Source organism: Alkaliphilus sp. B6464 (genome assembly GCF_018141165.1).
GTDB lineage: Bacteria > Bacillota > Clostridia > Peptostreptococcales > Natronincolaceae > Alkaliphilus_B.
The window spans coordinates 1,352,740-1,379,113 of sequence record NZ_CP058557.1 but is presented as its reverse complement, the minus strand read 5'-3'; the positions used below and the strand labels follow the sequence as shown (position 1 = coordinate 1,379,113).

General features: G+C 35.3%; 29 protein-coding genes and 1 pseudogene. 4 read left to right on the top strand and 26 right to left on the bottom strand.

Annotated features, from left to right (window positions below):
* The first annotated feature begins 13 nt into the window (after positions 1-13).
* The 3 genes from saoT to saoC are packed head-to-tail and all read left to right on the top strand — an operon-like array spanning position 14 to position 1,862.
* Positions 14-283 carry a thioredoxin-like (seleno)protein SaoT gene (saoT, locus tag HYG84_RS06685; RefSeq protein ID WP_249168728.1) on the top strand — a complete coding sequence of 90 codons (270 nt, stop codon included), beginning with the start codon at positions 14-16 and terminating at the stop codon, positions 281-283.
* A gap of 7 nt (positions 284-290) precedes the next feature.
* Entirely contained in the window at positions 291-1,388 is a 1,098-nt protein-coding gene (gene saoE / locus HYG84_RS06680) for an efflux transporter SaoE (RefSeq protein ID WP_249168727.1), read from the top strand.
* 3 nt (positions 1,389-1,391) lie between these two features.
* Positions 1,392-1,862 (top strand): Cys-Cys-COOH (seleno)protein SaoC, encoded by a 471-nt coding sequence (gene saoC / locus HYG84_RS06675; protein WP_212381469.1) that lies wholly within the window; start codon positions 1,392-1,394, stop codon positions 1,860-1,862.
* A gap of 85 nt (positions 1,863-1,947) precedes the next feature.
* On the opposite strand, the gene saoX is transcribed toward saoC, so the two are convergent.
* The 5 genes from saoX to HYG84_RS06640 all read right to left on the bottom strand — a co-directional run bounded on the left by saoX (position 1,948) and on the right by HYG84_RS06640 (position 6,945).
* Positions 1,948-3,129, bottom strand: a complete 1,182-nt coding sequence (gene saoX, locus HYG84_RS06670) for an ABC transporter substrate-binding subunit SaoX (protein ID WP_212381468.1) — start codon at positions 3,127-3,129, stop codon at positions 1,948-1,950.
* A 42-nt stretch (positions 3,130-3,171) separates the two neighbouring features.
* Positions 3,172-3,999, bottom strand: a complete 828-nt coding sequence (gene saoP / locus HYG84_RS06660; protein ID WP_249168726.1) for an ABC transporter permease subunit SaoP — start codon at positions 3,997-3,999, stop codon at positions 3,172-3,174.
* A 63-nt stretch (positions 4,000-4,062) separates the two neighbouring features.
* Positions 4,063-4,932, bottom strand: a complete 870-nt coding sequence (gene saoA, locus HYG84_RS06655) for an ABC transporter ATP-binding protein SaoA (protein ID WP_212381466.1) — start codon at positions 4,930-4,932, stop codon at positions 4,063-4,065.
* Between the two features lie 14 nt (positions 4,933-4,946).
* Positions 4,947-5,753, bottom strand: a complete 807-nt coding sequence (saoB, locus tag HYG84_RS06650) for an ABC transporter substrate-binding (seleno)protein SaoB (protein ID WP_311144040.1) — start codon at positions 5,751-5,753, stop codon at positions 4,947-4,949.
* A gap of 28 nt (positions 5,754-5,781) precedes the next feature.
* Entirely contained in the window at positions 5,782-6,945 is a 1,164-nt protein-coding gene (locus HYG84_RS06640; RefSeq protein ID WP_212381460.1) for a double-cubane-cluster-containing anaerobic reductase, read from the bottom strand.
* Between the two features lie 155 nt (positions 6,946-7,100).
* On the opposite strand from HYG84_RS06640, the gene HYG84_RS06635 reads away from it, so the two are divergent.
* Positions 7,101-7,286, top strand: coding sequence for an arginase family protein (locus HYG84_RS06635; RefSeq protein ID WP_212381458.1), 186 nt, complete (start codon positions 7,101-7,103; stop codon positions 7,284-7,286).
* 384 nt (positions 7,287-7,670) lie between these two features.
* On the opposite strand, the gene HYG84_RS06630 is transcribed toward HYG84_RS06635, so the two are convergent.
* From HYG84_RS06630 to HYG84_RS06530, 21 genes and pseudogenes are all read right to left on the bottom strand, one after another.
* The gene (locus HYG84_RS06630; RefSeq protein WP_212381456.1) at positions 7,671-9,782 is read right to left on the bottom strand and encodes a methyl-accepting chemotaxis protein; all 2,112 of its coding nucleotides are present in this window, start codon (positions 9,780-9,782) and stop codon (positions 7,671-7,673) included.
* 159 nt (positions 9,783-9,941) lie between these two features.
* The gene (gene eutM / locus HYG84_RS06625) at positions 9,942-10,241 is read right to left on the bottom strand and encodes an ethanolamine utilization microcompartment protein EutM (RefSeq protein ID WP_212381454.1); all 300 of its coding nucleotides are present in this window, start codon (positions 10,239-10,241) and stop codon (positions 9,942-9,944) included.
* Positions 10,242-10,277: 36 nt separating this feature from the next.
* Entirely contained in the window at positions 10,278-10,928 is a 651-nt protein-coding gene (locus HYG84_RS06620; protein WP_212381452.1) for a phosphate propanoyltransferase, read from the bottom strand.
* A 1-nt stretch (position 10,929) separates the two neighbouring features.
* Positions 10,930-12,465, bottom strand: coding sequence for an acetaldehyde dehydrogenase (acetylating) (locus HYG84_RS06615; RefSeq protein WP_212381450.1), 1,536 nt, complete (start codon positions 12,463-12,465; stop codon positions 10,930-10,932).
* A 504-nt stretch (positions 12,466-12,969) separates the two neighbouring features.
* A pseudogene (locus HYG84_RS20745) lies at positions 12,970-13,233 on the bottom strand (BMC domain-containing protein); the annotation flags it as partial.
* A gap of 23 nt (positions 13,234-13,256) precedes the next feature.
* A complete protein-coding gene (locus HYG84_RS06605) occupies positions 13,257-13,931 on the bottom strand; it encodes a cupin domain-containing protein (protein WP_212381445.1) in 675 nt (224 codons plus the stop codon).
* A gap of 59 nt (positions 13,932-13,990) precedes the next feature.
* Positions 13,991-14,539, bottom strand: coding sequence for a BMC domain-containing protein (locus tag HYG84_RS06600; RefSeq protein WP_212381443.1), 549 nt, complete (start codon positions 14,537-14,539; stop codon positions 13,991-13,993).
* A gap of 1 nt (position 14,540) precedes the next feature.
* Positions 14,541-15,869 carry a 4Fe-4S dicluster domain-containing protein gene (locus tag HYG84_RS06595; protein ID WP_212381441.1) on the bottom strand — a complete coding sequence of 443 codons (1,329 nt, stop codon included), beginning with the start codon at positions 15,867-15,869 and terminating at the stop codon, positions 14,541-14,543.
* 17 nt (positions 15,870-15,886) lie between these two features.
* Positions 15,887-16,150: a EutN/CcmL family microcompartment protein gene (locus tag HYG84_RS06590; RefSeq protein WP_212381439.1), complete on the bottom strand. Its 264-nt coding sequence runs from the start codon at positions 16,148-16,150 to the stop codon at positions 15,887-15,889.
* Complete coding sequence (locus HYG84_RS06585; protein ID WP_212381437.1) at positions 16,144-16,449, bottom strand: BMC domain-containing protein; 306 nt, start codon at positions 16,447-16,449, stop codon at positions 16,144-16,146. The genes HYG84_RS06590 and HYG84_RS06585 overlap by 7 nt, the downstream gene beginning before the upstream one ends.
* A 13-nt stretch (positions 16,450-16,462) precedes the next feature.
* Entirely contained in the window at positions 16,463-17,308 is an 846-nt protein-coding gene (eutJ, locus tag HYG84_RS06580) for an ethanolamine utilization protein EutJ (RefSeq protein WP_212381435.1), read from the bottom strand.
* Positions 17,290-17,961 carry an ethanolamine utilization protein gene (locus HYG84_RS06575; protein ID WP_212381433.1) on the bottom strand — a complete coding sequence of 224 codons (672 nt, stop codon included), beginning with the start codon at positions 17,959-17,961 and terminating at the stop codon, positions 17,290-17,292. Before HYG84_RS06575 ends, eutJ begins: the two co-directional genes overlap by 19 nt.
* A 12-nt stretch (positions 17,962-17,973) precedes the next feature.
* Complete coding sequence (locus HYG84_RS06570; protein WP_212381432.1) at positions 17,974-18,420, bottom strand: EutP/PduV family microcompartment system protein; 447 nt, start codon at positions 18,418-18,420, stop codon at positions 17,974-17,976.
* Entirely contained in the window at positions 18,417-18,770 is a 354-nt protein-coding gene (gene eutS, locus HYG84_RS06565) for an ethanolamine utilization microcompartment protein EutS (protein ID WP_212381430.1), read from the bottom strand. Before eutS ends, HYG84_RS06570 begins: the two co-directional genes overlap by 4 nt.
* A gap of 43 nt (positions 18,771-18,813) precedes the next feature.
* Positions 18,814-19,764: a choline TMA-lyase-activating enzyme gene (gene cutD / locus HYG84_RS06560; RefSeq protein WP_212381429.1), complete on the bottom strand. Its 951-nt coding sequence runs from the start codon at positions 19,762-19,764 to the stop codon at positions 18,814-18,816.
* 120 nt (positions 19,765-19,884) lie between these two features.
* Complete coding sequence (cutC, locus tag HYG84_RS06555) at positions 19,885-22,431, bottom strand: choline trimethylamine-lyase (RefSeq protein WP_334301088.1); 2,547 nt, start codon at positions 22,429-22,431, stop codon at positions 19,885-19,887.
* Positions 22,432-22,514: 83 nt separating this feature from the next.
* Positions 22,515-24,005 (bottom strand): aldehyde dehydrogenase family protein, encoded by a 1,491-nt coding sequence (locus HYG84_RS06550; protein ID WP_212381427.1) that lies wholly within the window; start codon positions 24,003-24,005, stop codon positions 22,515-22,517.
* A 48-nt stretch (positions 24,006-24,053) separates the two neighbouring features.
* On the bottom strand, positions 24,054-24,356 hold the full coding sequence (locus tag HYG84_RS06545) for a BMC domain-containing protein (RefSeq protein ID WP_212381426.1): 303 nt from the start codon (positions 24,354-24,356) through the stop codon (positions 24,054-24,056).
* Between the two features lie 26 nt (positions 24,357-24,382).
* On the bottom strand, positions 24,383-24,679 hold the full coding sequence (locus HYG84_RS06540; protein ID WP_212381425.1) for a BMC domain-containing protein: 297 nt from the start codon (positions 24,677-24,679) through the stop codon (positions 24,383-24,385).
* A 124-nt stretch (positions 24,680-24,803) separates the two neighbouring features.
* A complete protein-coding gene (locus HYG84_RS06535; protein ID WP_212381424.1) occupies positions 24,804-25,070 on the bottom strand; it encodes a hypothetical protein in 267 nt (88 codons plus the stop codon).
* Complete coding sequence (locus tag HYG84_RS06530) at positions 25,070-26,164, bottom strand: hypothetical protein (RefSeq protein WP_212381422.1); 1,095 nt, start codon at positions 26,162-26,164, stop codon at positions 25,070-25,072. Before HYG84_RS06530 ends, HYG84_RS06535 begins: the two co-directional genes overlap by 1 nt.
* Between the last annotated feature and the right edge of the window lie 210 nt (positions 26,165-26,374).

Here is a 26,374-nt window from a genome sequence, read left to right as displayed (position 1 = left end):
ATGAGGTGTATAAATGTCAAAGGTTCTAGTTGAGTTTATTAATACTTGACCTAGCTGCGATGGGTATACCCGAGCTGTAGAGGCTGCTGCAGCAAAATACAAAGATAAGGTCGATGTGAAGATTTATATAGCAGGCAAAGATATGAGCTATGTTAAGAAGTATGGAGTTATATTTAGAGGAACTTTAATTATAAATGAAAAAAAGAAAATTCAACGAATATCTAAGAATATTATCGAAAATGAAATTGCTCTAGCTGTTAGTGAGCTAGATGATATGAGGTGATGTTTTATTGTTAATACTAGATTTTTTAAAGGACATTATATTTACCTCAATAAGTTTATTAAATGGAGCTTCTGGTTGGCTTGTTTTTAGTTACATAGTAGCAGGGCTTTTGCATGATGTTATTTCTCCTAGGAGATTTCATAAAGCCTTAGGAAATACTAAGCTTAGCTCTATTTTAAAGTCAACACTTTCAGGTACTTGCTTACCTATTTGTAGTTGCGGTACAATTCCACTTGGCATTAGCCTATACTACTCTGGAGCATATGTAGGGCCCACACTAGCTTTTATGGCATCTACTCCTGTACTAAATCCTATAGCACTAATACTTAGCTATGGCTTATTAGGTAAAGAAATAACTATAATAAATATAGTTGCAGGACTTTTGCTTCCTTTTATTGTAGGAATAATCGGCAATAAACTGGGAGGCAATGAAGTAAGAAAAGAAGGCCTAGAAGAAGAAATAATAGCTAGTTCATTAAAACCGATAGAAAAAATCACTTTACTAGAAAAATTTAGATCCGGTATTCAGTGGGTAATAGGTGATTTAGCTGTAGTATTAAGTAAATACGTAGTTTTAGGTATGTTGTTTGGAGGATTTATTCTAACTGCATTTCCAGATACATTTATACAAAAGTATTTAGGAAATCCTAGTATGCTATCACTTTGGAATGTAGCAGTTCTTGCTGCATTCATGTATGTTTGTGCTGTTGGACATATTCCTTTTATAGCTGCTCTAATTGCAAGTGGTGCTTCACCTGGTGCTGCTATTACCTTTTTGATGGCAGGTGCAGCTACTAATATTCCTGAGCTACTTAGTATTTATAAGTTAATTGGTAAGAAAACAGCTGTAATATATGGAGTAACTATCTCTGTCTTTTCATTAATAGTTGGTTATCTAACTAATTTATGGCTTATGCCTGGGTTTAAGCCTGCTGTTAACTTTAATAGGATTGATAATAGCATTGAAAGTGCAAATAAATTACTTTTTAACTTGCCAGAACCAGTTAAGTACTTATGCTCATTCATCATTTTCCTATTTTTCCTAAAGGGAATGTATCCTAAAGTTAAGGATTTCTTTAAAAAAAGTACTGAGCAGGTGATGTAAAATATGAATAAAAAATTTAAAAATCTACTAATCATATTTGTAATTTTTGCATTAGGGCTCTATTCTTTTTCTCTAAAAAAAAGTAATACTATAGAGGCACTAGGGGTAGAGCCAGATAATGAACTTCTTATATACTTTAAAGAAAATTTTCCAAACAATGAGGTTTTAAAGTGTGGATATGAAGACTTAAATGATGATGGACGTAAGGACTTACTGGTAATCTATAATGAATCTAAAAGAAAAAATGCAATGCTTGTAGTTATAGATAAAGAAGATGGATTTCAGTTATCTGACCACATTCCTGCTCCAATAGAAAACCTAAAAATAGAATTTAAGGATATCGATAAAACTGGACCAATAGAGATTATTATATCTGGTTCAAAGGATGAGAATTTCGGTTACTCTATATTTAGGTTAATTGATGATACAGAGCTGAAAAATTTGTTTGGGGAAGGTATGGAAGATTGTTGTTAACTTATAAAATAATAAAGAGGATATAACAAAGTACTTTGTTATATCCTCTTTATTTATGTAATATTTTTAACTATTTCTTATACTTCTACTCTGTAATACCATCTATAGCTTTTGCCTTAGCTAGCCAATCGTCATAGCTCATACCAACTGGGAACTCCTTATCAATATTTGCTTCTTCAATGAATGTATCGAAATCTTCAATACCGCAGGTTTCTAGTAAATCTGTTGACATGAATTTTTCAATATCATTTATATTTGGAATATTATCTTCTGCAATTTCATAGTCATAGAAGTAATCAATATAATTATTTAAGTTTTCTTCTGAGAATTGCCATGTAATTGTTCTTCCTTCAGCAACAGTTTTCATATACACAGTTTTTAGTGCAACTTCTGGTACTGTTCCAAATCCATCAGCAAACATCATAGCTGCATTGTATGGATGTTCATACAAGTATTTAATAGCAAGAGAATGTGCAAGAACTAATCTTCTCGCCAATTCTGGATGTTCCTCTAGGAAATCATTGTTCATAGCGTAAATACAGCATATTCCCCAACCTTCTTCCATATCCTCTGAAACATGTGCACCCCAACCAGTTGCCATAATACGACCAAAACCTTCAAATTCTACTAGAGAACCATAAGGATCGCAGGCAGAAAAGGCATCTAGCTGTCCTGCTTTTAATGCAAAAACTTTATCCTTATCAGACATATCCACTACTTCATAGTTTTCTAACTCAGCTGGAATGCCCAACTCTTCAGCCCATTTTCGCCATTCTGGCTTTGCTTCTGCCCCAGATCCAACAGCTATTTTTTTTCCTATTAAGTCCTTTGGTTCTTTAATGTCATTGCTTACAACTAAGTATCTAGACCCTCCTAAATGATTAGCTGCTGCCATAAATAGTGGTGCTCCCTGATTAACAGAATTAATAGCTCCTTCAATACCTTGATATCCTACATCTAATTCTCCTGAGGACATGGCTTCCATAATCTTACCTGTCTTTGTAACTACAACATTAAGCCCTAAAGCTTTATAAATCCCTGCCTTTTCCCCTATAATAGCTGGCACCATGTGATCACAATCTCTATATCCTAACTGTACAACATATTCCTTGTCTGCATCATTTAATTCTTCTAACTCATACCTTACTACCTCTGCAGCAGGGTCATAATCAATATCTTCGATTACAACACTTTGTTGACTGCTATCTGTACAACCAGCTAGCATCATCGATAATGCAAGAATAGCTAAAATCACCCTTTTTTTCATAATTGATCTCTCCCTCTAGTTTTGCTGTCTAAAAAATACTTTCTAGTCTGCCTTCCATCTTAATAACATACTTTCAATTAAGAGCATCACCTTGTCAATGGAAAATCCAATCAATCCAGCTATAATCATATACGCAATTATTGTATGGGTTTCCATTCTAGATTGAGCTTCTACTATACAGTAACCGAACCCGGCACTCGTCGCAATGAACTCCGCTCAGATAACCGACATCCAGCCCAAACCAATTGCTAATCTAATCCCTGTGATGATTCCTGGTAGAGAACCAGGAAGTACAATGTCTTTAATAATATCAATTGTTCTTGCACCCATACTACGAGCAGCATGATAATATTCCTTACTAATATCCTGTACTCCAGCAATGGTATTTAAAATAACTGTAAATATTCCAGTAAATGCAATCATGAAAATTGTTGGTCCATCTCCAAGGCCGAACCATATAATGGACAATGGTACCCAGGCCATAATTGGAACTTGCCTAAGTGAATTGATAAATGGTGCAAAAGCTCGTAACATATTTTGTGAATATCCCATAATCATACCAATAGGTAACCCTATAATAAATGCATAGAATACACCTGTCATAACTCGGCGTATGGTAATTCCAATATTTCTCAATACATATAAGTCTGTAATCGCTTTAAAAAATGCTTCAATTACACTTTCTAGGGAAGGGAAAATAAATGGTTTATTTACAATTCTAGCTGCTATCATCCATATAATTCCCAGTATAATAATAGCTATAGGAGTATGATAATTAAAGTCCTTTCCACTTGAGTTTTTCCATGCACGTCTATCTTTCATTTTGGTTGCGTGTACCATTCTATTAACTTGTTTCTGTTGTGCGTTCATTTTTATTTACTCACCTCCTAGTATTTCAAAATATGTCTTAAATCTAATTCAAAACTAAATTTATTATCTTCCTTGAAGAGCTGGTTTTTGAGAATAAGGTTTGTTTGTATTCTCTTTTTGTTTTGATGTATTAATAAATTCTAATAATTCCTCATCTTCTTTATTTTTAACATCACCATCTAGTGCAGTTCTTAAGATGTCAGTTAATTCATTAGTATATTGATGATATTTTTCATTCTTTCTATCTCTAGGTCTAGGAAGCTGAATTTTTAAATCAGCCAATATTTTTCCATGATCTCTTGACATAACAATAACTCTGTCACTTAAATAGATAGCTTCATCAACATCATGAGTAACCATAAGAGCTGTTTTCTTGTTTGCTTGCAACATAGATTCTAATTGAATTTGAAGTAATTGACGCATTTGAAAATCAACTGCACCCAAGGGTTCATCCATTAACAAAATATCTGGGTCACAAGCTAAGGCTCGTAGTAAAGCTATTCTTTGCTTCATACCACCTGATACTTCATGAATATAATAATTTCCATAATCTTCAAGCTGCGCCATCTCCAATAAATTTTTTAGCTTCTCCTCACGTTCTCTTTTTGGTATACCTCTCAGCTTCATAGGATACATAATATTTTCCTTTACCTTCATCCATGGAAACAAAGCATAATTTTGAAACACAAAGGCTCTATCCGGCCCTGGTTTATTCACCTCTTTCCCATTGACAAAAACATTCCCACCATTATGCTTTAAAAACCCTGCAACAATTGTTAATGTTGTTGTCTTTCCACAACCGGAGGGACCTAATAAGGAAACAAATTCACCTTCATTCACATCAAATGAGATATCTTGTAATACAATATTATTTGCCTTTTTATCTCTTCTGTTGGGAAAAACTTTAGTTATTCCTTGTATTGATATTGACATTTAATCCACCTTTCCTATTCTAAACTTAGAAATTTTAATTTTGCTTTATCCCAAAATTCCTTTGTCATACCCATGTGTGTAATAAGTGTTTCCGTTTGGCTTAACTCTTCTATTGTCTTATTGTACACATCTAAAAAATCTCTAAAAGCTCTGGTATCTATAATATCCTTCCTAACAACTAGAACGAAAGAAACATAGTCATTTTCTGAAAGGGATGCAAAATTGAATTTTGGCAATAAGGCTGCCTTAGTTACATCCATAACTGCACCATCTATTTGTCCTTCTTCCAAAGAATACGGCAAGGATATAGGTTGCATCTCCAAAATCTCTTGAATCTGTGGATAATTCTCCTTAGAGACCTTATGTAAATGTTCTCTCTTTTGGCCCATACCTAGCTTGTACATATTATCCAGTTCCTTATTATAGGCAATAATTTCACCATTCATAATGACTGGTGCATAAATTTCAAAGTCATCACTAGAACGCACTAAATGCAAAGCTATATGGTTACAATAAAAGGCCATATCGATTTCTTCTGAGCTCAAGGCCCATTGTGCTGTGTTACTTCAGCAATCCTTAAAAGTAAAGTCCTCAAAAATCCTTTTTTGAGCTTCTCCCTTGACGAGATTCTCTCTCCCCATATTATTGCTTGTTCTCATGATCTGCTGTAGAAGTAATCCTGTAATATCATCTCCAGCTCCGATTCTTAGACTCATATCTGTATTTGCAACATATTCTTCTTTAGGTAGAATAAAAATAGATCCAATTCCTATGATGCATATTACTAGAAAAAATAAAAATAATTTTTGATTTGTATTCATATAATTCTCCCTCTAATACTACTCTTTCTTAAGACATCATTTCTATAATCATTTCTATAAATGTTCCTACTCTTATTCCAATTTGCCCCATATCATTCTGAGAATAGTCTGTTTCTATACTTATATAAGGTGTGTTTTTCTCTTCTGTAACAAATTTCTTTACAGAATAGCTTTCAATATTATAAGTATGACAAGCTTGAAGGATTACTTCTACCACTCCGTCTATCTTATATTCATGAATTATTTCCAAAATCAGGTTAAGTCTATCTTCATTAGGGGACATTACTGAACATGGTATACTCAAATATTTTTCTGCTATTGCATCTATAGGATCTTTCTCTTCGTCAACTTTTGTGTATGTAGCTTTAACTCCTCCACAATTTTCATAACATACTACTACTCCACCATTATCTTCTATAGCTTTTATAACCTTTTCAGAGGCACCACCTATAGGACAACCTGTTATTAGTATTCTTGGTGCATCTTTAGACACATTAGTCTTGCCTGATTCATATTCTTTTTTAATTTTATCCGTAAGTTCTCTTAGATTCTCTATGCTTTCTCTTATATCCATTTTAAACTGAGAACCATATAGAACCTTTTGCATCTCTAGGCCTGTCATTGGTGGTGGACATAATTTCCCTAATCCATAAAACTCCTCTTTTGCTCTTCGCTCCTCATTTACAAGTTTTATCGCTTGTTTTAACTTTTCTATAGTTATATCTACTCCGAACTCACTTTCTAAGCGTTCCTTTAGCTTTATTACTTCCTTTTTCCATAGATTTAAGGATTCTTCATCTTTATTGTTTTGAGGAAGCTGCATCACATACATAGATTTTAATTTTCCCAGTAGTTCATACATCTTTTTCTTTCCATCACATGTAGTTTCTCCAACTATTAAATCTGAAAAGTAAAAATAAGGGCACTTATCAGTTATAGCAAATCCATAGCTTGATTTAATTAAAGGACAAAGATTTCTAGGCAAATCCCTCTCTGCATCTTGTATAGGTTCTTCACTAGTACCACATAAACTTACAGAGATAGCACCTGCCGCCTCAATTATTTCTTTTGGAGTATAAGTGCAAAATGTGCCTACTATCTTCCTACCTTGTTCTTTATAATCTTTTACCTTTATAAACCCTTTTTGTCTTGCTTCATCATATTCATTAAACATTTTAGGTAAGTTATACATTTTTAAGCCTCCATAGACTATATAGGTAGTTATTATATTAACAATATAACATACTTGTACCAATCTTTATCATTGGATATATCTATATCTAAGTCCCTATTTATATATTTTTTAAATACAAATATAAAAAATAGCAATCAAAAAAAATCGTCCCAATGCTTTTTAGAGATGGGGTTCACTTAAGCTTTGATATAGATGTTTTAGCTCCCTCCCTTGTGCCATGTACAGGAACACCTGAGCCTAACGGTTTTACTTTAGATGAAGGTAAATTTACAATTGAAAAATTATTAAAAGAAAGATTTGTAACTTCAATGGACTTTGTAGAATTAATCCTACACTAGATGACGAATCTGGAATAACTGTTAAAACCTGCATGGGGCTGCTTGACCATACTTTTAAATATCTGCAATATAAAAAACCTCGCTATTACTTAGTGAGGTTTTTTATATCCTTTATTGATAAACATAATTATTTTAATTTAGGCTCTAGTAAAACGAAATAATTTAAATTGCTACTTTGTTCCACAGAAAACTCTACTATAATATTATTAGCTCCCTTTAAATTAATATCTATTTTCTGTAATCCATCTGATTTCTTAAATTTGGTCTTATAAAGCACCTCTTTTTATTAATCATATTATTATTATTATAATATGATTTTGATAAATTATCTGCAAAGCTTTTAAGCATAAAGAAGCTCTCATATACAACTAGACACCATATAATCTAATATTTAAATTTAGCAATACCATCTTGCATTTCTTCTGCTAGTTTTGATAAGGCCTCACTGGCATTTGAGATCTCTGCCATAGATGAAGCTTGTTCCTCTACAGAAGCGGATACTTCTTCTGTTGTAGCTGCATTTTCCTCAGATATAGCAGATAAGCTCTGTATTACTTGTATAATCTCTTCCTTTTTATTTTCCATTTTTAATCCTGATTGAATAATAGATTCTATTGCTTCTTTTACATTTTCGATAGCAGAAGCAATACCATCAAATTTAGTGCTTGTTATTGCTACGCTATCTGTTTGAAGTTTTATTATTTGGCTAACTTCCTGTATTGTGCCAACTGCATATTCTGTTTTATCTGTTAAATCCTCTATGGCTATAGTTATTTCTCCTGCAAATCTGTTAGATTCATCTGCCAGTTTTCTTATTTCATCTGCAACAACTGCAAATCCTCTACCAGCTTCCCCTGCTCTGGCTGCTTCTATAGCTGCATTTAAAGCCAATAAATTTGTTTGCTCTGCAATGCTTTTTATCATTTGACTGGCATTTTCAATTTTCTCTGCACTTTGATTGGCATTTATTATAATTTCAGATATTTCAGTAGCAGAGCTATTACTAGCCTTAGTTTTTTCAACAAGATCTTCCACAATTTTAATTCCATCATTTTTTAAACTATCTACTTCATTTGCAGCCTTGCTTAATTTATTTGCACATTCTTTATTGTTTTCTATCTCTTTTCCTAACATATAGATTTCTTCTGCTCCTATTTCTGTATCCTTGGCTTGTTCATTAGTTGCTCTAGCTATTCCGTCAATTGCTCTAGCTATTTCCTCTGAGGTCATAAGTGATTGTTCAATAATAGCTGTTAGCTCCTGAGAAGAAGAAGCTACCTGGTGGGAAGTATCTGAAACACTTTTAATTAAACTAATGAAATTTTCCTGCATCGTTTCTAAAGATTTAGACATAATCCCTATTTCATCTTTTCTATTTGAATATTGTTTTGATTTACTATTTTTATCAATACTTAGATCAAAATTAGATAGCTTTTTAATGGATTCGGATACATCTATAATTGGCCTCGCTATAGATTGTGTAATAATTAGAATAAACCCTATTAATATTAGAATTCCTATAGTACTTATAATGATAGCTATAGTTATAAATTTATCTAATTCTTTATATATTTCATGTTCAGGTATAACGGATATAAAAGACCATTTAAAATCTGTATCAGCAGTCATTACAGGATCTAATACTAAAGTTTGTTTTTCTCCATTAGAAGAGATATTTCCTTCTAACATCAAATGTTCTCCACTAGATATAGCTTCTTTAGCTTCATTATCGTCCAATATTCCAAATATATTTTTTCCAAGAAGCTCATTATCTCTATGTGCTATAATTTCTCCCTGACCGGTAACCAATTGGGCATACCCATTATCATACAAAGTTATATTTGATATGATTTCTTGCAGCCTATCTAAAGAAATATCTACTCCGACAACTCCAACAACTGCATTATTATATATAATAGGAGCTGTAACAGAAACCAGGGTTATATCTCGACCTTGAAATCTATATGTAAATGGTTCTAAAACTGCTGGTTGTTTTGATTGCTTAGAAGTTTGATACCATAACCCACTATCATCTAAATTATCATATGTATCTGAACCGTGTTCGTGAACAACTGTACCACTCACTCTATTCCAGTACGGATTAAATCGTCCTGTATGATCGTGTGCATTAGTATTTGCATATTCACTATCTTTTCCATCTAAAGCATTTGGCTCCCAAGTTGTCCATACTCCTACTAGATTTTTATTTTTATTTATGGTATTTTTCATAATTTCATTCATTGTGGATCTATCAGCATTTCCACTTTGTTTCATTCCTTCAAATGCATCAGATATTGTTTCAGCAATAGTCAATGCCTCCTCTAATTCACTTTGGACTAACTCTACATATTTTTCTGCTACTGTTTCTACATAATCTATGGCATTTTCTCTTTCCATACTGTTGAACTTAAATGTAAAAAATCCAATAACTGATGCGAATATTACTAAAACAATTGACAAAATACTTACAACCATTCTTGATTTAATTGATTTCATATTTTTTATGCCTCCTTTTTTTACATTCCATATTTTCAAAGCATTCTCCATTTAATTGATTTCATTGACCATATATTCCTTTTTGTTTGTTCCGGGTGCATATATAACTAAACGGTAGGGCTTAAGCCCTACCGTTTAGTTAAAATCATATTGATGCTATTACTTTACAGATTCCTTTGCTATCTTTCCTGCTGGAAGAATACCTTCAACTTCAACATGTGGACGTGGAATAACATGAACTGAAATTAACTCTCCAACTCTTTGTGCAGCTGCAGCTCCAGCATCTGTTGCTGCCTTTACAGCTCCAACATCTCCTCTTACCATTACTGTTACTAAACCTCCACCAATATGCTCTTTACCTACTAGGTAAACATTTGCCGCCTTAACCATTGCATCTGCAGCCTCAACAGCTCCAACTAAACCTTTTGTTTCTATCATTCCTAATGCATCATATTTCATTTTTTATTCCTCCTAATTTTTTTTATTTTTTATTTTTTATTTTATAATTTTAATTTTAGATAACGAATTAATACTCATAGCATTTGCTTCTTCAGTATCAACATGAAGCTCTAAAGCAGAAGTACCATTTGCTCTAATGGCAACATTATTGTAAATACCACCTCTTGGACCATTAACCTCAATTGAGACTACCTGTCCATCTTGTACGCCTAAGCGCTTAGCATCTTCACAATTCATATGAATATGTCGTTGTGCTACAACTAGACCTTCAGTAATTTGAACAGAACCCTTTGGGCCAACTAATGTTATTCTAGGCGTTCCATGTAAATCACCTGATAACCTTATGGGCGATGCTACACCTAACTTAAAGGAATCTCCTGTTAAAACTTCTACCTGGGTCTTACTACGCACTGGACCTAAAACTCTAACTTTTTCAATTGCGCCCTTTGGTCCACAGATTGTCACTGTTTCCTTACAAGCATATTGTCCAGGCTGTGACAAATCTTTCATTTTTGTCATCTGATAACCTTCTCCAAATAAACAGTTCACATCTGCCTGTGACAGATGAACATGGCGGTTGGAAACCCCTACTGGAATTTCGTGTATATCTTGTTTTGTTTCTACTGAAGATATGTTAGCTTGAACTGCCTCTAGAAAAAGCTTTAAGACAGCTTCGAAATTATCCATTTTAGTTGGCTCCCTTCATAGCTTTTACTAATTCACTTACTAGGTTTAAAAGTTTTTCATTATCAGTACAATCTATTTTTAATCCATTTAAAGCAGAATTAGTTGCAGAGCATCCTGTTTCACTCTTTACTTCATAGTTATTAAGTTCAGGATAGTTGAAAGAAGAATCAGCAGAAGCTAATGTACTACAGTCCTTTAATCCATATGCTACCCTTTTTATATTAACCAAGTGCATTGGAGTAACATTTTCGGAAACTGAGCTTCCTCCCCATGTACCACAACCTAGTGTAAATGAAGGCATAAGGCCTGTACTTGCACCAGTTCCACCTTGGGCGCTACCTGTATTCACTAAAATACGAGCCGCTGGCTTTTTAGCAAACTTCATTACTATATCTCTATCTTCAGTATGAAGGCTCATAGTATGGCCTATACCATTTTGAAGTAGTTGTATACTAAGCTCACATGCCTCATGCCAGTCCTTAACTGTGTAGAAAGCTATAACTGTTGTAAGCTTTTCATATGATAATGGATATTCCGCACCAACACCTTGCTGCTCTCCAATTAGAATTTTTGTTCCTGCTGGAATCGAAATTCCTGCTGCTTCTGCAATAACCTGTGGAGTTCTACCTACAAACTTAGCATTCATTGTGTGACCATTCTTAAATAGCAGCCTACAAACTTTTTCAGTTTCTTCTGCTGTCATAAAGTATCCGCCTTGCTTCTTAAGCTCAGCTACTACTTCTTCACGATTACACTCTTCCACAATTATTGATTGTTCAGATGCACAAATTGTACCATTATCAAAAGTCTTACTTGCAATAATATTGCTAACTGCTTTTTGGATATTAGCAGTTCTTTCAATATAGGCTGGTGAGTTACCAGCACCAACACCTAAAGCAGGCTTGCCAGCACTATAGGCTGCCTTTACCATTCCTGGGCCTCCTGTTGCAATAATCATGGCAATATCATTATGTTTCATTAGCTCGTTTGTAGCTTGTATAGTTGGTGTATAAATGCTGCTTATAATATTTGCAGGAGCTCCTGCTTCTACTGCTGCATCATGCATTAAACTTACAGCTTTAAGTGTACATTTTAATGCTGAAGGATGGGGTGAAAAAACAATCCCATTACGTGATTTAATTGCTATTATTGCTTTAAAAATAGCAGTAGATGTTGGGTTCGTTGATGGTACAATACCCATTAATAAACCCATAGGCTCAGCAATATCTATTACTTGCTGATTAATATCTTCTTTGATCACACCAATAGTCTTCATATCTTTAATTGATTCATAGAGCATAACAGAAGCCATATGATTTTTATATGTTTTATCTTCAACTTTACCAAATCCAGTTTCCTCTACAGCCATTTTAGCCAGAGAAACTGCATTTTCTTTCGCTACTTTAACCATGTTGCATAAAATCCTATTAATTTGTTCTTCAGTATAGTCAGCAAGCTGATTTGCAGCAACTTTTCCTAATCGTGCAAGATCTCTTACTTCTTGTACTGAACGTAAATCACGATCAATGCTTTCCAAAATTATAGCCCTCCTTCTTTGTGGTGCTTTAATCTATATTTTAAATTTTGAATTTAATTAGTTATTCTCGTAATATTTTCTAAACTCTGCAATTAATAGCTTCTTGTCTGCTTTAGAAATCTTTCTTCCTACTATGCCAAAATCCTTATATTCACGAGCTAAATCTCGAAGTTTTACAACCTTGAAACTTTTAATAAGTTCAATGGTTTTTTCTAAACCATATTCAAGTAGCATATTATCTATAGCTTCCTTATTATGAGACTCACTAAAATCTATTTGTATAGAACCAACAGCTTCTTCTTCAGATTTATCTATGTTTGAATCTTTCACTATTGAATTTTGAGTTACTGCTTCTGGCTCAGACTTTATCGCTACAACTTCTTCAATTAATGTTTCTTTTTTTTCTATTTCTGCTGTTACACTTTCATCAATTGGTACTTCTTGTTCTGTCTCTGTTGTTACAGTTTCTTCTACTATTTCTTCTTGTTCTGTTTTAGCTGCTAAAATTATGCTGTTTAATTCCTCATGGGGACGAGGAATTATATGTTGTGAGACCAGTAGTTTTTCATCAATGTTTCTTACTGCTGCCCCACCAGCCTCTACAGCTGCCTTCACAGCTCCAACATCACCAGTTATGGCAATGGAAACGAGACCGCCTCCAACATATGTTTTTTCTAAGAGATTCACAGCTGCCGACTTTAGCATAGCATCTGCACTCTCTGTAGCTGCAATAAGTCCTTTTGTTTCAATTAATCCAAGTGCCTGCATTGCTAACCCTCCCTAGCTTTAGCTTATACAAGATCAGCCCAATTGGCTGGATAGGTAACATAAAACACCTTAGCTTTATCAGGGGAACCCCAAATAACTTTTGAACCTGATGGAACATAGACTACATCGCCAGGATATGCTGTTAAAGTCTTACCATCAATAGTAACTGTTAAAGTTCCTTCAATTACATAATCAATTTCTTCATAAGTCAGCTCCCAGTCAAATTTAGAATTATCAATAGTTAGGAAGCCAGCACTCATAGCAGACTCTTCTTTACTGATTAACTCTTGATAGGATACCTTTGCATTAGGATTTCCAGTATCAAAAGTGTCAAACTTTACAGAGCTGCCACGTACTACCTTTAATCCATTAGAAGCAGTTTCAGCTTCATAGGGCTTAGGCTTCATAATTGAATCCAGTATTCCATTTAAAAGTCCCTTATCCATCATAGTCTTGAGTAGATTATAAATCATTTCACTGTCCAGTCCTTCACCACAGTTTTTAACTGTTTCAGCTACTTTTGCTTCACAAGCACTCTTTGACTCACAAACAGATGCTTCTGTAGAAAATTCTATTCCACATGCTTTTGCTACATCTTTTGCTGAAGGAGTAATAATTGTATTGCTGTCAATGCAAATCACTTTTTCCCCTTGATTTCCAGCAGCCTCAACATCCTTTGCACAGATCAATTTTTTCATGTTTTCACATCCTCTCCTATAGTATTAAGACACCTTTTATCCAAATAAATTCTTATATATTAAAGTAAAGATGTCACCAATACAGGGGATGGAGAAGGTATAATCTCTACATTTACTAAGAGTCCATTATCCTTAGCAGCAGCCTTCCCAACTTCAATACCAGCCTGTACAGCCGCCACATCGCCAGTGAAAGTAAAGAATGACTTCCCTCCCAATCCATTTCCTAAACGCAATTCTAAGGGCTGTAACTCTGCTGCCTTAAGGACTGCATCGGCAGCGATAATCATGGTCGCTTGAGCGAAAGACTCGATAATGCCTAAAGCCTGAATACTATCTGGCATGGTTGCACCTGTAATTGCTGGAAATATCTGAGGGCTAACATTTGGTATAACAATTGAATCCACTAAATATTCTTCTGCTACTCTTTCACCGGTACTCACTGCATCATAAACTGATGCAACATCACCATGAACAATTGCAATATATTTGCCGGGACAGGTAGAACCAGCTGTAACTATTTCAACATCAGAAACCTTTACCATTTGATCTGCTGCATATATTCCCCGGGCGATACTTGAAAATTCAACCATTCCTATTGCTTTTGGCATATTAGTCCCTCCTTATTACAATAAAATCTTTTTCAATTTCAACTACACTTCCTGAGATACTTGCATGTATAGTAGCCCCTAAGCTGCCTTCAGAAATTCTACCTATTTGTTGACCTGCCTCAACATGCTCTCCAACAGAAACAATAGGAACCGCAGGTGCCCCTACATGCTGCCTCGTTGAGATATATACCATTTCTGAGCTTAATTCAACTTCTGTCATAGGAGCTGGATTATCAAAACTCATCAGGCCTAATCTAGCTATAAGACGCTTACTTGGAAGCATACGATATTCTCGACTTTTACGGGATGTAAACTCCGACTTCTTCGGTTTGTATCTTATATTTTCCTCTGCCAGTTTTTCTTTGAAATAGGTATTTGCAGATTTAGGATAAAGCCCTGCTGGACATGAAAATAATTCACATAAATTGCACTGGCAACAGAGCTGCGCAATCTTTTGACCTTCCATATCTGTTAGAGCATAATTTAAAGCATTCATCATCTTGTGAGGCTGCATTTCATGTCCAAGCAGATAACGTGGACACATATCCGTACACATACGGCACTGCTCACAGGCTGACCTATTAACTCTTCTTGCCTGCTCTAAGCTAACAGATTTTTTTCTTATTAAATGGTGATCCTTCTTTAAAATTACGAAGCCCTTGTTTTTCTTGGTAACATACCCATCTAAGTTGCTCATAACAGGCCCCATCATAGGACCACCATCAATAACTGCATAATCATGAAAGTTTTCAATGCCACTTAGCTTTAAAACATCCATAATAGGTGTACCTACCGGAACTTTAACTGTTAAAGGTTTCGGAATATCACCTGCAACTGTAATATACTTTTGTGTAACTGGTTCTTTATTAGTTGCATAGTATATATTTAATGCAGTCTCTGAATTAACTACTACACATCCAACTTGAATTGGTATACCAGCTTCAGGAACAACTCTGCCTGTTAGCTCATAAACTAGTACCTGTTCATCACCTGCTGGATAAATATCTGGTAATTCCTTTACTTCAACAAAGTCTCTTAGCTGAAGCATATCAATTCTATCCTGCAATATAGAAATTACTTTTTTATGCTTTCCTTTTATACCTATAAGGGCTTTACTTGCACCAACAAATCTCCCTGCTGCTTCAAAGCCTTTTATAATTTCATCTGGAAACAATTCCATAAGCTGTTGGTCTACCCTCAATAAAGGTTCACATTCAGCTCCATTAAGCAGTATATATTCAGCCTTTGATTCAAGTTTTACATGGGTAGGAAACCCTGCCCCTCCTGCACCGACAATACCGGCTTCTCTTACCATATCAAGAAGATTCATTATTGTACCTCCCGAATTTATTCAAAATTACAATCTTCATCAATAATTCCAATAACAGCTGCATCAACTGGAATATCATCATTGCATAGCATTCTACGAGCGGCTGATCCTGTGCAAATAATAACTCTATCGCCTATACCAGCACCAATATTATCTATAACTATTAACCGTTGTCCCATGTTACTACCGCCAATTACCTCTGCCAGCATAAATTTTAATCCATTCAGTGAATCTGCTTTTCTAGTTGCCCATATATTATCAATTAGCCTTCCAGTTAACATATAGCTTTCTCCTTTTCTAAATTGCATTTAATCTCCGAAATAGCTGATTCAACAGATGCAGTATCACCAAAGATAGCTATCATTATCATGTTTTGAGGACAACTTCCTCGAATATCTGACACTGTAACACCAACAGCTTTCTCAGCAATATCAGCTGCACAAATCATATCTATCATTCTGCCTTGCACCAGACCAATAGCATCGATGCAATTCAAGTCCTTACTAGCTCCAGTTCCTAATCGCTTCATAAGAATATCAATAGTACTTTTTGATGGAGATTTAATAATTCTAAATTCCATAATCAAACATCTCCTAACCTATACTTTCTTGTGTGCAGCTAAATGCTATTCCCAAAGGAGTCACAAACATAGGATTTTGAGGTTTATGAGTAAAGATACCTGTCTTTTTTTCTATAATATCTTCGAGGCCTGTTAGACAGCAGGTTCCTCCAACTAAATATATTTCCTTCACATCATGATCCTTAATATGCTGATTTATAATAGATGCTATTTTTTCAACTACTGGCTTTAATACAGGTAATAGCTCTCTATGATTTCTAGGGTCTCTTTTATACAGCTCAGCCTCTTGAAATGACATTCCATATGCACCAGAAACAACTAAAGAGAAATGAGTACCTCCCGTTGGTTCATCAGCAATATAAACAACTTCACCATTCTTTAGTATTGAAATTCCAGTTGTTCCACCACCTATGTCAACAACTGCACCATTTTGAATCTTTAGAACCTTATTAGCTGCTGTAGGCTCATCAAGTAGATTAGTTAGTTCAAAACCAGCAGCCTGAACCACATTTTTAACTGCTCCTGAGTCCAAAATATCTGTTCCTGGTGGTATTGCAGCAGCTCCATAAATTAGCTCTGTATCTAATTTTTCTTCTAGCTCCTGCTTTAATTCTCTAACAACCTTTATTGCACCAATGTAGTCTACAACCATACCATCACGAACTACGTCAGCATATCGGTAAGCACCTGCAACTGGTTTATAGTTTTCATCTAGAACTGCCAAAACAACACATGCCGTACCTAAATCTACTCCAGTATAGTAAACTGAAGATTTATTTATAATTGGTTGTTCCACTACATCTTCGAAGTCTCGGATAAGCTGATCACAATATTCATAATTTAAATCTCTCTTTGACATTTTTTCCCTCCAAAAATAGAACAAATCATTTGGGATAAGGTATTAATACTCTGATTAACCTTCCCGATAACCCCTTTACAAAATTCATTGTCATTGTTCTCAAATAGTTCTAAAATAAAAGGCTCTAGCTCCCTAAGAGCACACCTAAGTCTATGGAGAATAATGATATCTCTGCCATTTTCTAATTGTATGTGGAAACCTGTGATTTCAAAGCAGTCATCCAAATCATCAGAAATATTATCTCCTTTTATCCCTGTACATTCCTTACAGCAAAGTGTTTCAACGGTATTATTCTTTAAATCACTTTTAATATTTGAAAATTCTTTACCCAAATTTATAACACTTTGAGCTAAAAGAACATCTCTACTTAAAAGTTCTTCTGCAGTAATAAGAAACAATACTTCCATTGATTTCATCTTTGTATAGAACATTTTCTGCTTCCAGTCATTTCTTGTTTCTATCCAATTATGCTGTATCTTCTCACCTTCAGTACCTTTTTCAATCAAGGAGTCACCCTCAACCATATTTATCCCTCGATCTAATAAAAACTGACGTCCTCCGGGTGTAAGTCTTTCTCCTGCTTTTATCTCATAAACAGTAAAAGGTTCTTTTCTAAATAAGTTCCGTAAATCTTCTTCGGTTATAAACCTCATATTAATTCCCCTTTACTTTTCTTGTCTTGAAAACAAGCGTTCTTTTAGTGTTTCTATACCTTTTCCCATTGGAACACTTATTTTATAATAAGGCTCTTCTACTCCTATTTCTTTTAACTGCTTATAGCATAACTTCTCGTTTTCTGGCATTAAATCAACTTTAGTTATTACACCGATTACTGGACATCTAAAAGACCTTGCAAAGCCAGGTGAGTACACATTGTCACATCTTGACTGATCCACTAATATTAAAACATGGGATGCATCTTGAGATACTGCAATTAGATGCTTGTACATCCACGTATTTTCAATATAAGAACCAGGAATGTCTATGGTATTTTTTCCATAAATAATATCTTGGGTCTTTCTAAGTGGGCCATCATAATCATTTAACGCATTTATCAATGTGGTCTTCCCACTTTTTGTAGGCCCAATTATCATTACTCTTTTCTTTCTCATGTTCTTGTAATAGGTGCTGTCGTAAAATTTAACAGATTTTTCAGAGTGTCATTTGCCGCATTAAGTGCTGTCTCAACAGACTGTACATCCCCAGTAATAATCAAAGATCCCGTAAATCTATCTAGAAAACCAATTTCAACATCCGCAGTCTTAGTTACAATATCAGCTGCAATAATAGCCGTTTCATATGGTGTTAATGTTAAAATTCCAATGGCTCCTTTATCATCTATTCCTAAACGTTCATAGATGTCCGGCATAGGTGATGCAATGATATGGGCGATTGTAACCTGCTTTCCAGGTACTGATTCTTGTATTATACGTTCTATTGGCTTTTCTCCAACAGCTCCCATAAAAACTACCTCTCAATCTATTTTCTATATAAGCATTAGTTTATCAATGTTTTATCACTGAAACTGGAAAATCATACTGTTTAATCCAGCTTTCAATAGTTTCCAACTCATCATTGTTTAATGAGAATTCTCCTTGCATTTGATACTCCATATCTAACTGCTTGTACTTATTTACGCCCAGTTTATGATAAGGAAGTAGATCTATGCCCTTAAAGTTTTTGTAATCACGATAAGGCATTAAAAACTGTATTACTCTTTCAATCTCATCTTGGCTATCATTTACACCCTTTAAAAGTGGCATTCTTACCTTTACGTTATACCTACGATGAAGCAGCTCCTTTAGATTCTCTAGGATTCGTTCATTACGCACTCCCGTGAACTGGTAATGTTTTTCCGAATCGATATGCTTTAAATCATAAAGGAATAAATCTGTAAATTCAGCAACTTCAAGCATGGATTCAAGCTTTGCATAGCCACAGGTTTCAATGGCTGTATTTATTCCCTCTTGCTTGCAAACCATAAGTAGATTTGCGGCAAATTCTGACTGCATTGTTACTTCACCGCCACCTAAAGTGACACCACCACCTGAAATATCATAAAAAGCTGTATCTTCTTCTATAATTTTCAAAAGCTCCGAAACTGTTTTTACCTCTCCCACAATAGATAATGCGGATTCAGTGCAGACTTCCTCGCACTTACGACATCCTAGACAATCAATACTACGATTAACTACATGCTTTCCTTCCTGATTTATAGAATGAATTCCAACAGGGCAAACAGATGCACAAGTACCGCAATCTATACAGGAAGCACTTTTAAACATAATTTGATATTTTCGTTCTAATCCTTCGGGATTGGCGCACCACTTACAACGTAATGGACATCCTTTAAAAAATACCAATGTTCTTATTCCTGGTCCATCATACATATTGTATTTTTGTACATTAAATATAACTGCTTTTCTTTCAACTATAGCTGCCTTTTTATTACTCATATCATCTAATCCCCCGTTTGATTCATTTAGATAATTCATCTGAGCCAGTGCTAATACTCTATAAGGCATATTAGCACTGGATGTCAGATAAATTAGACTAATTTTTTTAAATAATTATGACTAAAGATGTGTTAACATAGTTCTGCTTATTATCTCATCTTGAACATCCTTGCAAAGTTCAACGAAGAATGCACTATAGCCTGCCACACGAACTATCAGGTCACGGTATTGCTCTGGATGTTTCTGCGCTTCTATTAAAGTATTGTTGTCTAAATAATTGAACTGCATTTCACCAACACCTATCGTACAAGCAGTACGTAATAATGTTATAATGCCTTCCTCACCTTCTGCTGTATCTAATAGCCCCGCCATTAGCTTAAAGTTATGAACCATACCTAGGTTCATGTTATCGCAAGCCATTTTAGAAACAGATTTAATTATTGCAGTAGGTCCTTTAAAATCTGCTCCTTGAGTTGGGCTTATACCATCGGATAATGGTACCCAAGCTTTACGTCCGTTTGCAGATGCACCAGTTAACTGACCAAAAGGAGTGTTGTTAGAAATAGATAGCGTACCATGGCACATAACAGAATATAAAGTTCTGTACTTACGATGTTCTTGCTCAGTAAAGTTAATTAGATCAGCAGCAATTAAATCTACATAGTCATCGTCGTTACCATATTTAGGAGCCTTTAGGCAATCGTTTCTCAGTTGATCGTAGCCTACAAAATCAGCTTTTAATGCTTCATTCAGCTCTTGTAATGTATATTTCTTTTCATCATATACAAGCTTCTTAATAGCAGCCATAGAATCTACATATGTTGCTAAACCACTCCACACAACACCTGGACCAAAGTTATACATAGCACCACCAGCAGAAACATCTCTACCCTTTTCCATACAGCCTTCATACATGATGGACATTAGAGGCTTTGGAGCTAATTCTCTGTGGACACGCTGTGATATAACAGTAGCTATACCACTTAACTTTGTAATATATTTAATCTGCTCTTTAACAGCATTTTCAAAGTCCTCGTAAGTTTTAAAGCTATTTAAATCACCCATATCAGGACAAACCTGCTTGCCATACCATAGTGGAACACCCTTGTTAAGAACTAGTTCAATAGCAATAGGCCATTGTGTATAGGCTGTAGAAGTCCACTGATATAGACGGCCAGATTTTTGTGGTTCTACGCAGCCCATTAAACAATAGTCACGGGCATCCTCTATAGAGACACCTTTTGCTAGCATCATCTTAATATGAACATCATCGAAATGGCATGCTGGGAATCCCATACCAGAGCGAACAACTTCAACAATTTTCTTTAAATATTTCTTAGGTGACTTACTATGAATACGTGTTGCTAAGGACGGTTGATAAATTTTAACGTGGCGAACTGCATCCATTAATAGATATGTCAGATCGTTTGTTGCATCAAGACCTTCACGGGTAACACCACCAACGCACATATTAACAAATGGCTGATATCCTGCGAAGAATTTAGAACCACCTTCACTAGTAACCCACATCATTTCTGACATTTTAATTAACATACAGCCTGCTAATTCAAACGCTTCAAATTCAGACATACGTCCACTTTCTATATCTGCCTTGTAGAAAGGATACATATATTGGTCAACACGACCAATTGACATACCTGTTTGGTTTTCTTCAACTACTAACAAAGACTCTACAGTCCAAACAGCTTGAATTGCTTCCCAGAAAGTGCTAGGTTTATGAGCTGGAACTCTTTTATTTATTTCAGAAACCTTTTGTAATTCTGCCTTACGCTTAGGATTTGTCTCTTTTGCTGCTAGTTCAGCTGCATAATCAGATAAGCGCTTAGCATAAATCATAACTCCTTCAGTAGTTTCAATAACAGCTTTATAGTAGTAAATTTTTTCAATATCATCAGGATTTTCATAGCTTAGCTTATCTAAATGATCTTGTGCTTCCCTCTGAATATCTAACATACCTTTTTTCATTAGGATTACATCGTAACCTGGGTTAGAATCCCCACCACCGTTTAATGCATGGTATGAGCAATCTGAAACAAAGGATTCTCCTGAAATTTCCCAAACTCCAGCATCACGATATTGGTCTTCACAGTATTCATCAACAGATTTACCTTTCCAGAATGGAAAAAGCTCTTCACGCATATACTTTTTATCTTCTTCTGATATATAAAATGGATCTTGAGGACGAGTACCGATTGTATCAATTTCATCTTCCATCCATCTCCATGCTATATCGGGAGAAAAAGCTCCAGCACGAGGTGCACCACAAGGAGCCCCAACAATTAACTCGTTTTCTTGAATTACTAAAGGTGCAGTTTCACAGCAATAGCGAAAACTTTTAGCCCTTAGTAAGGTTTTCGGCATACCAGGATTTTCCTTAGCAATCTTAGTAATAGCACGAGCACGATGTGTAGTTATAGTAGGTTGCCACTTTAAATATGTTTCCTTTAGTCTCTTTAGTCGTTCTGTTATTCCATCTGGAACTCCCATATCTTTCGTATCTGACTGTGTGTAACTAGTAGTATCATTTTTTGTGATTTCTTTTGAAATGCCTTCAAAAATCTTTATTAAAGATGATCGTTCCTCTGTAGACATATTTTGGGTGGCTTCTGCAAGTTTATTTGAAAATTCACGAATATCCAAAATCATTACCTCCAGTTCTTTTTTATTATTTCTTATTTAACTATCTGATTGTATATATTTATCTACAATACTTAAACAAATCTAAATAACTATTTTATTTCTTTTAAAACCTTTTCTAAGATATGATGTAACATCTTAATTCCATCTTGATTATGCTCTTCAGCCTGTGGCATACAGCCCATAGATATCTTTTGACTTGTTAAAGCTCCATTAGTCATATCATCTATATTTCTGACACCATATCCTACTTTACGAATATAAATTAAATTCATAGGTGAAACATTATCTGAAGTCATTCCCTTACCTGCTGATCCACTTCCAAGAGTTAAGGCAGGAAATAAATTGGTTGTTGCGCCCATACTTCCAAAGGAGGCTGGCGTATTTACAAGCACTCTGCCAACTGGCTTTTTCAATGCAAACTGGCGAATTACCTCTTCATCTTTAGAATGGATAACAAGGGTATGTCCATTTCTCTCGCTTAATAATAGCTCTATACATTTTTCGCAGGCATGCATCCAATCGTCTTCAATATAGTAAGCCACAACTGGACAAAGCTTTTCTCTAGAATAAGGATTAGTCTCAGAAACGTATTTCTGCTCAGAAATTAGTACTAATGTGCCCGTAGGAACGCAAAAGCCTGCTCTCTTGGTCAATTCTAATGCAGATTTACCTACCACCTCAGAGTTTACTCTCCCATCTGGATGAAATAACAGTGACCCAAGTTTTTGTGCCTCTTCCTCTGTCATGAAATACGCACCATTGTTTTGCATCTCCTGTTTAACCTCTGCTGCAATACAACTATCTACAATAATAGATTGTTCCGACGCTGATACCATTCCATTATCAAATGTCTTACTGGCAATAATATCTTTCACCGCCTGCTTTATATCAGCTGTGCGTTCAATAAATGCAGGTCCATTACCATTTCCACCATAAATTACAGGCTTTCCAGACCTATGTGCCGCCTTAAGCATCCCTGGAACACCAGTGTTCATAATAAGTGAAGTTTCTTTGTGATTCATTAATTCTATTGTCCCGGCAGATGTTACAGTGTGCAAATATGAAAGAGCCCCTGCTGGTAATCCATATCCTTCAGCAGCTCGTATCACACTGTCCAGAGCTTTACCAATTGTATTCTTTGCTCTAGGATGTGGTGAAAAAACAATTGCATTTCCCGACTTGATTGCAATTAAAGCTTTATATATGGTAGTGGAAACAGGACTAGTTGCAGGACTTAATGCAACGATTACACCCATGGGTACCCCTACATCCATAGTCTTATTCTCTCTATCTTCGCTAATAATACCGACACAGCGCATTCCTCTAAGTCTAGTCGGAACATATTCGCAAACAAACCGATTTTTAGTATGCTTATCCTGCCATTTTCCATAATCAGTTTCATCTCGAGACATCACTGCAAGTTCACATGCATATTTTCCAACTTCTTCTGCCATACGTTCAACAATCTCATCCAGTTTTTCCTGCGGAAAGGTTGCCAATTGTTTATGTGCTTCACTTGCATTTTCTATAAGAATTCGAGCCTCTTGTATGGAGAGCAAATCATTATCTATAATGTTCATTTATATCTCTCCCTTTCATCTCTATTAAATATCTGTATTAGTGATCTATTAAAGATTTAAAGTTTCAAGCGAATAGCGCGAAATAATCTTTTCAACGTCTTGATGGGGACTTGCAATAACAACCGAGCTATAAACTTCAGAGCCCATATCTTCAACAGCTTTTATCCCGGTTTCTACAGCTGCTTTACATGCCCCTACGTCTCCTCTAACTAATACAGAAATATAGCCAGAAGCTACGTTTTCAAAACCAATCAATTCAACATCCGCAGCCTTACACATTGCATCTGCAGCCTCCAAAACATAAACTATACCAAATGTTTCTATTAAACCTAAAGCCTTATAATTGCTCATATGCAGCTTCACTCTCCTCTGTTATTTTATTTATCAATATCATATATTGAAACAATATCTCCAATAGCTCGAATAGGTCGTGGCATAACATTTTGTGCTGTTAATTTACCTATTGCTGCGGCAGCAGCAGCTCCTGCTTCTACAGATGCCTTAACAGCGCCAACATCACCCTTTACCATAATCGTAACAAGAGTAGACCCCACATTTTCATATGATACCAGCTCAACATTAGCAGCCTTTAGCATTTTATCTGCCGCCTCAATCGCAGGAACCATACCTACTGTTTCAATAAGACCTAATGCTTCTTCTCCGTAGTATCTCATCCTATTTTCATCCTTTCAAATCTTTATTGTTTAGTTTATTTTCAATCATTTCGCTCCTGCTTGATAAATGTCCATTTATTATTTAAGCTCATATAATTTAAGTAATAATCAAGTTATTAGTTTATTAGTCTTTAATGTATTTATTTATTGTATCTGCACCTTCTTTGTGTGCACGATAGTAAATTCTTAACGCATTTGTTTTATCTAGTTCAAATCTTGATTCTTCAAGAAGACCATTAGCCTCTGCTGTCATTAAAGCAGCCAGTACTTCATCTTTATTAAGAGCTTTAAAGTTTCCATATTCACCTTTCAAAGCCTCAATAACATCTTCTGTGCAAGCTTCTTTAACCTTTGTAAAATGTTTTAAAATAGCATAATTCAGTGGTTTCATTAAGCTTGTCCTCCTTCTTTTTTAAATAAGTCCATTGGGTTCATTGCAATTACTGAAATACCAATTGCCATTAATACAGCAGCAACCCAAGCAACTGGAGGTAATTCCATGCCTTCCATTCCAAAGATTACACCTAATAAAATCCAGCTGAAGAAAGGTCCCCAGAATGAATAAGTACCATTACAAGCCATTCCTAGAGCAGCACCGCACATTCCATTTCCTTTATACCAGAACATAAAAGTATAATATGCACAAATACCAGATACAAGGAACCAAATCATTGCAGGACCACTAGTAAAGGCTTGAAGTGTTAAGCTCATGGAAAGCTTTGGATTTCCACCAATTATACCGAAGACTGGAAGTAAAATAAGTAAGTTTCCTAAACCAGATGTTGTTTGTCTGATGGTAATTCCAATTTCAGAGTCAATCATTGATGTTCCGAAACCAGCCACACATCCTTCAAGACCCCATCCTAAAGCTGCAATCAATGCGATACCAATTCCAGTTACTAATCCCTCCGGTGCATCGCCACCAAGACCTGTACTACCGATTAAAGCACCAGCTGAAACACAAATCGCAACGCCGGCTACCATTCTCTTGCTCAGCTCTTGCTTGAATAAAACCTTACCTAAAACAGCACCAACTGCTGTGTTTAAAGCGGCAATTGGAATAACGATAGAACCTGCCTGTTGGATCGCAATAATGTATGCTGCACTGGCGATCGGTCCTCCGATTAACGCTGCCAAAATCATCATAACCCCAGGAACAGTTTTAATCGTTCTAAAAAAGTCACTCATCTTACCTTTAATTCCTACGTTGATCAATGCAAAAACACCACTGATACTATCATTTACTGCACTGCCTAATGCTCCTAGGACAAAAGTAATAAAGAAAGCTGATAAACCAGCTGTGTTAGGACCATACCAGTCAGCCCAAACCCCTTTTGCCATACCCAGCGTTAGAAACGCTGTATACAGCCCGTAAACAAGGCCAGATAATAAGCCGATTGTTACACCTTTTTTGAAGAACTGTGATGATAATTTGTTTTTAGCAGCAATTGCAGGTGCATTGGCTGCTGGTGTTGCTTTGTTCATTAGCAAAACTCCCCTCATTTAGGTTTTCTTTTGTTTTTTTATATCATCATTTAAAAATACACTATAGTTTTGCGCTTGTTAAAATAATAGCAAAATCTTATTTGAGCTTGAGCTTTAGAAAGTTTTCTCTTAAAAATTAAATTACAATTCGTGCAAAACTATATAAAAATATAAATATAATGATGATCTCTTTCCATAACTTTATGTTAT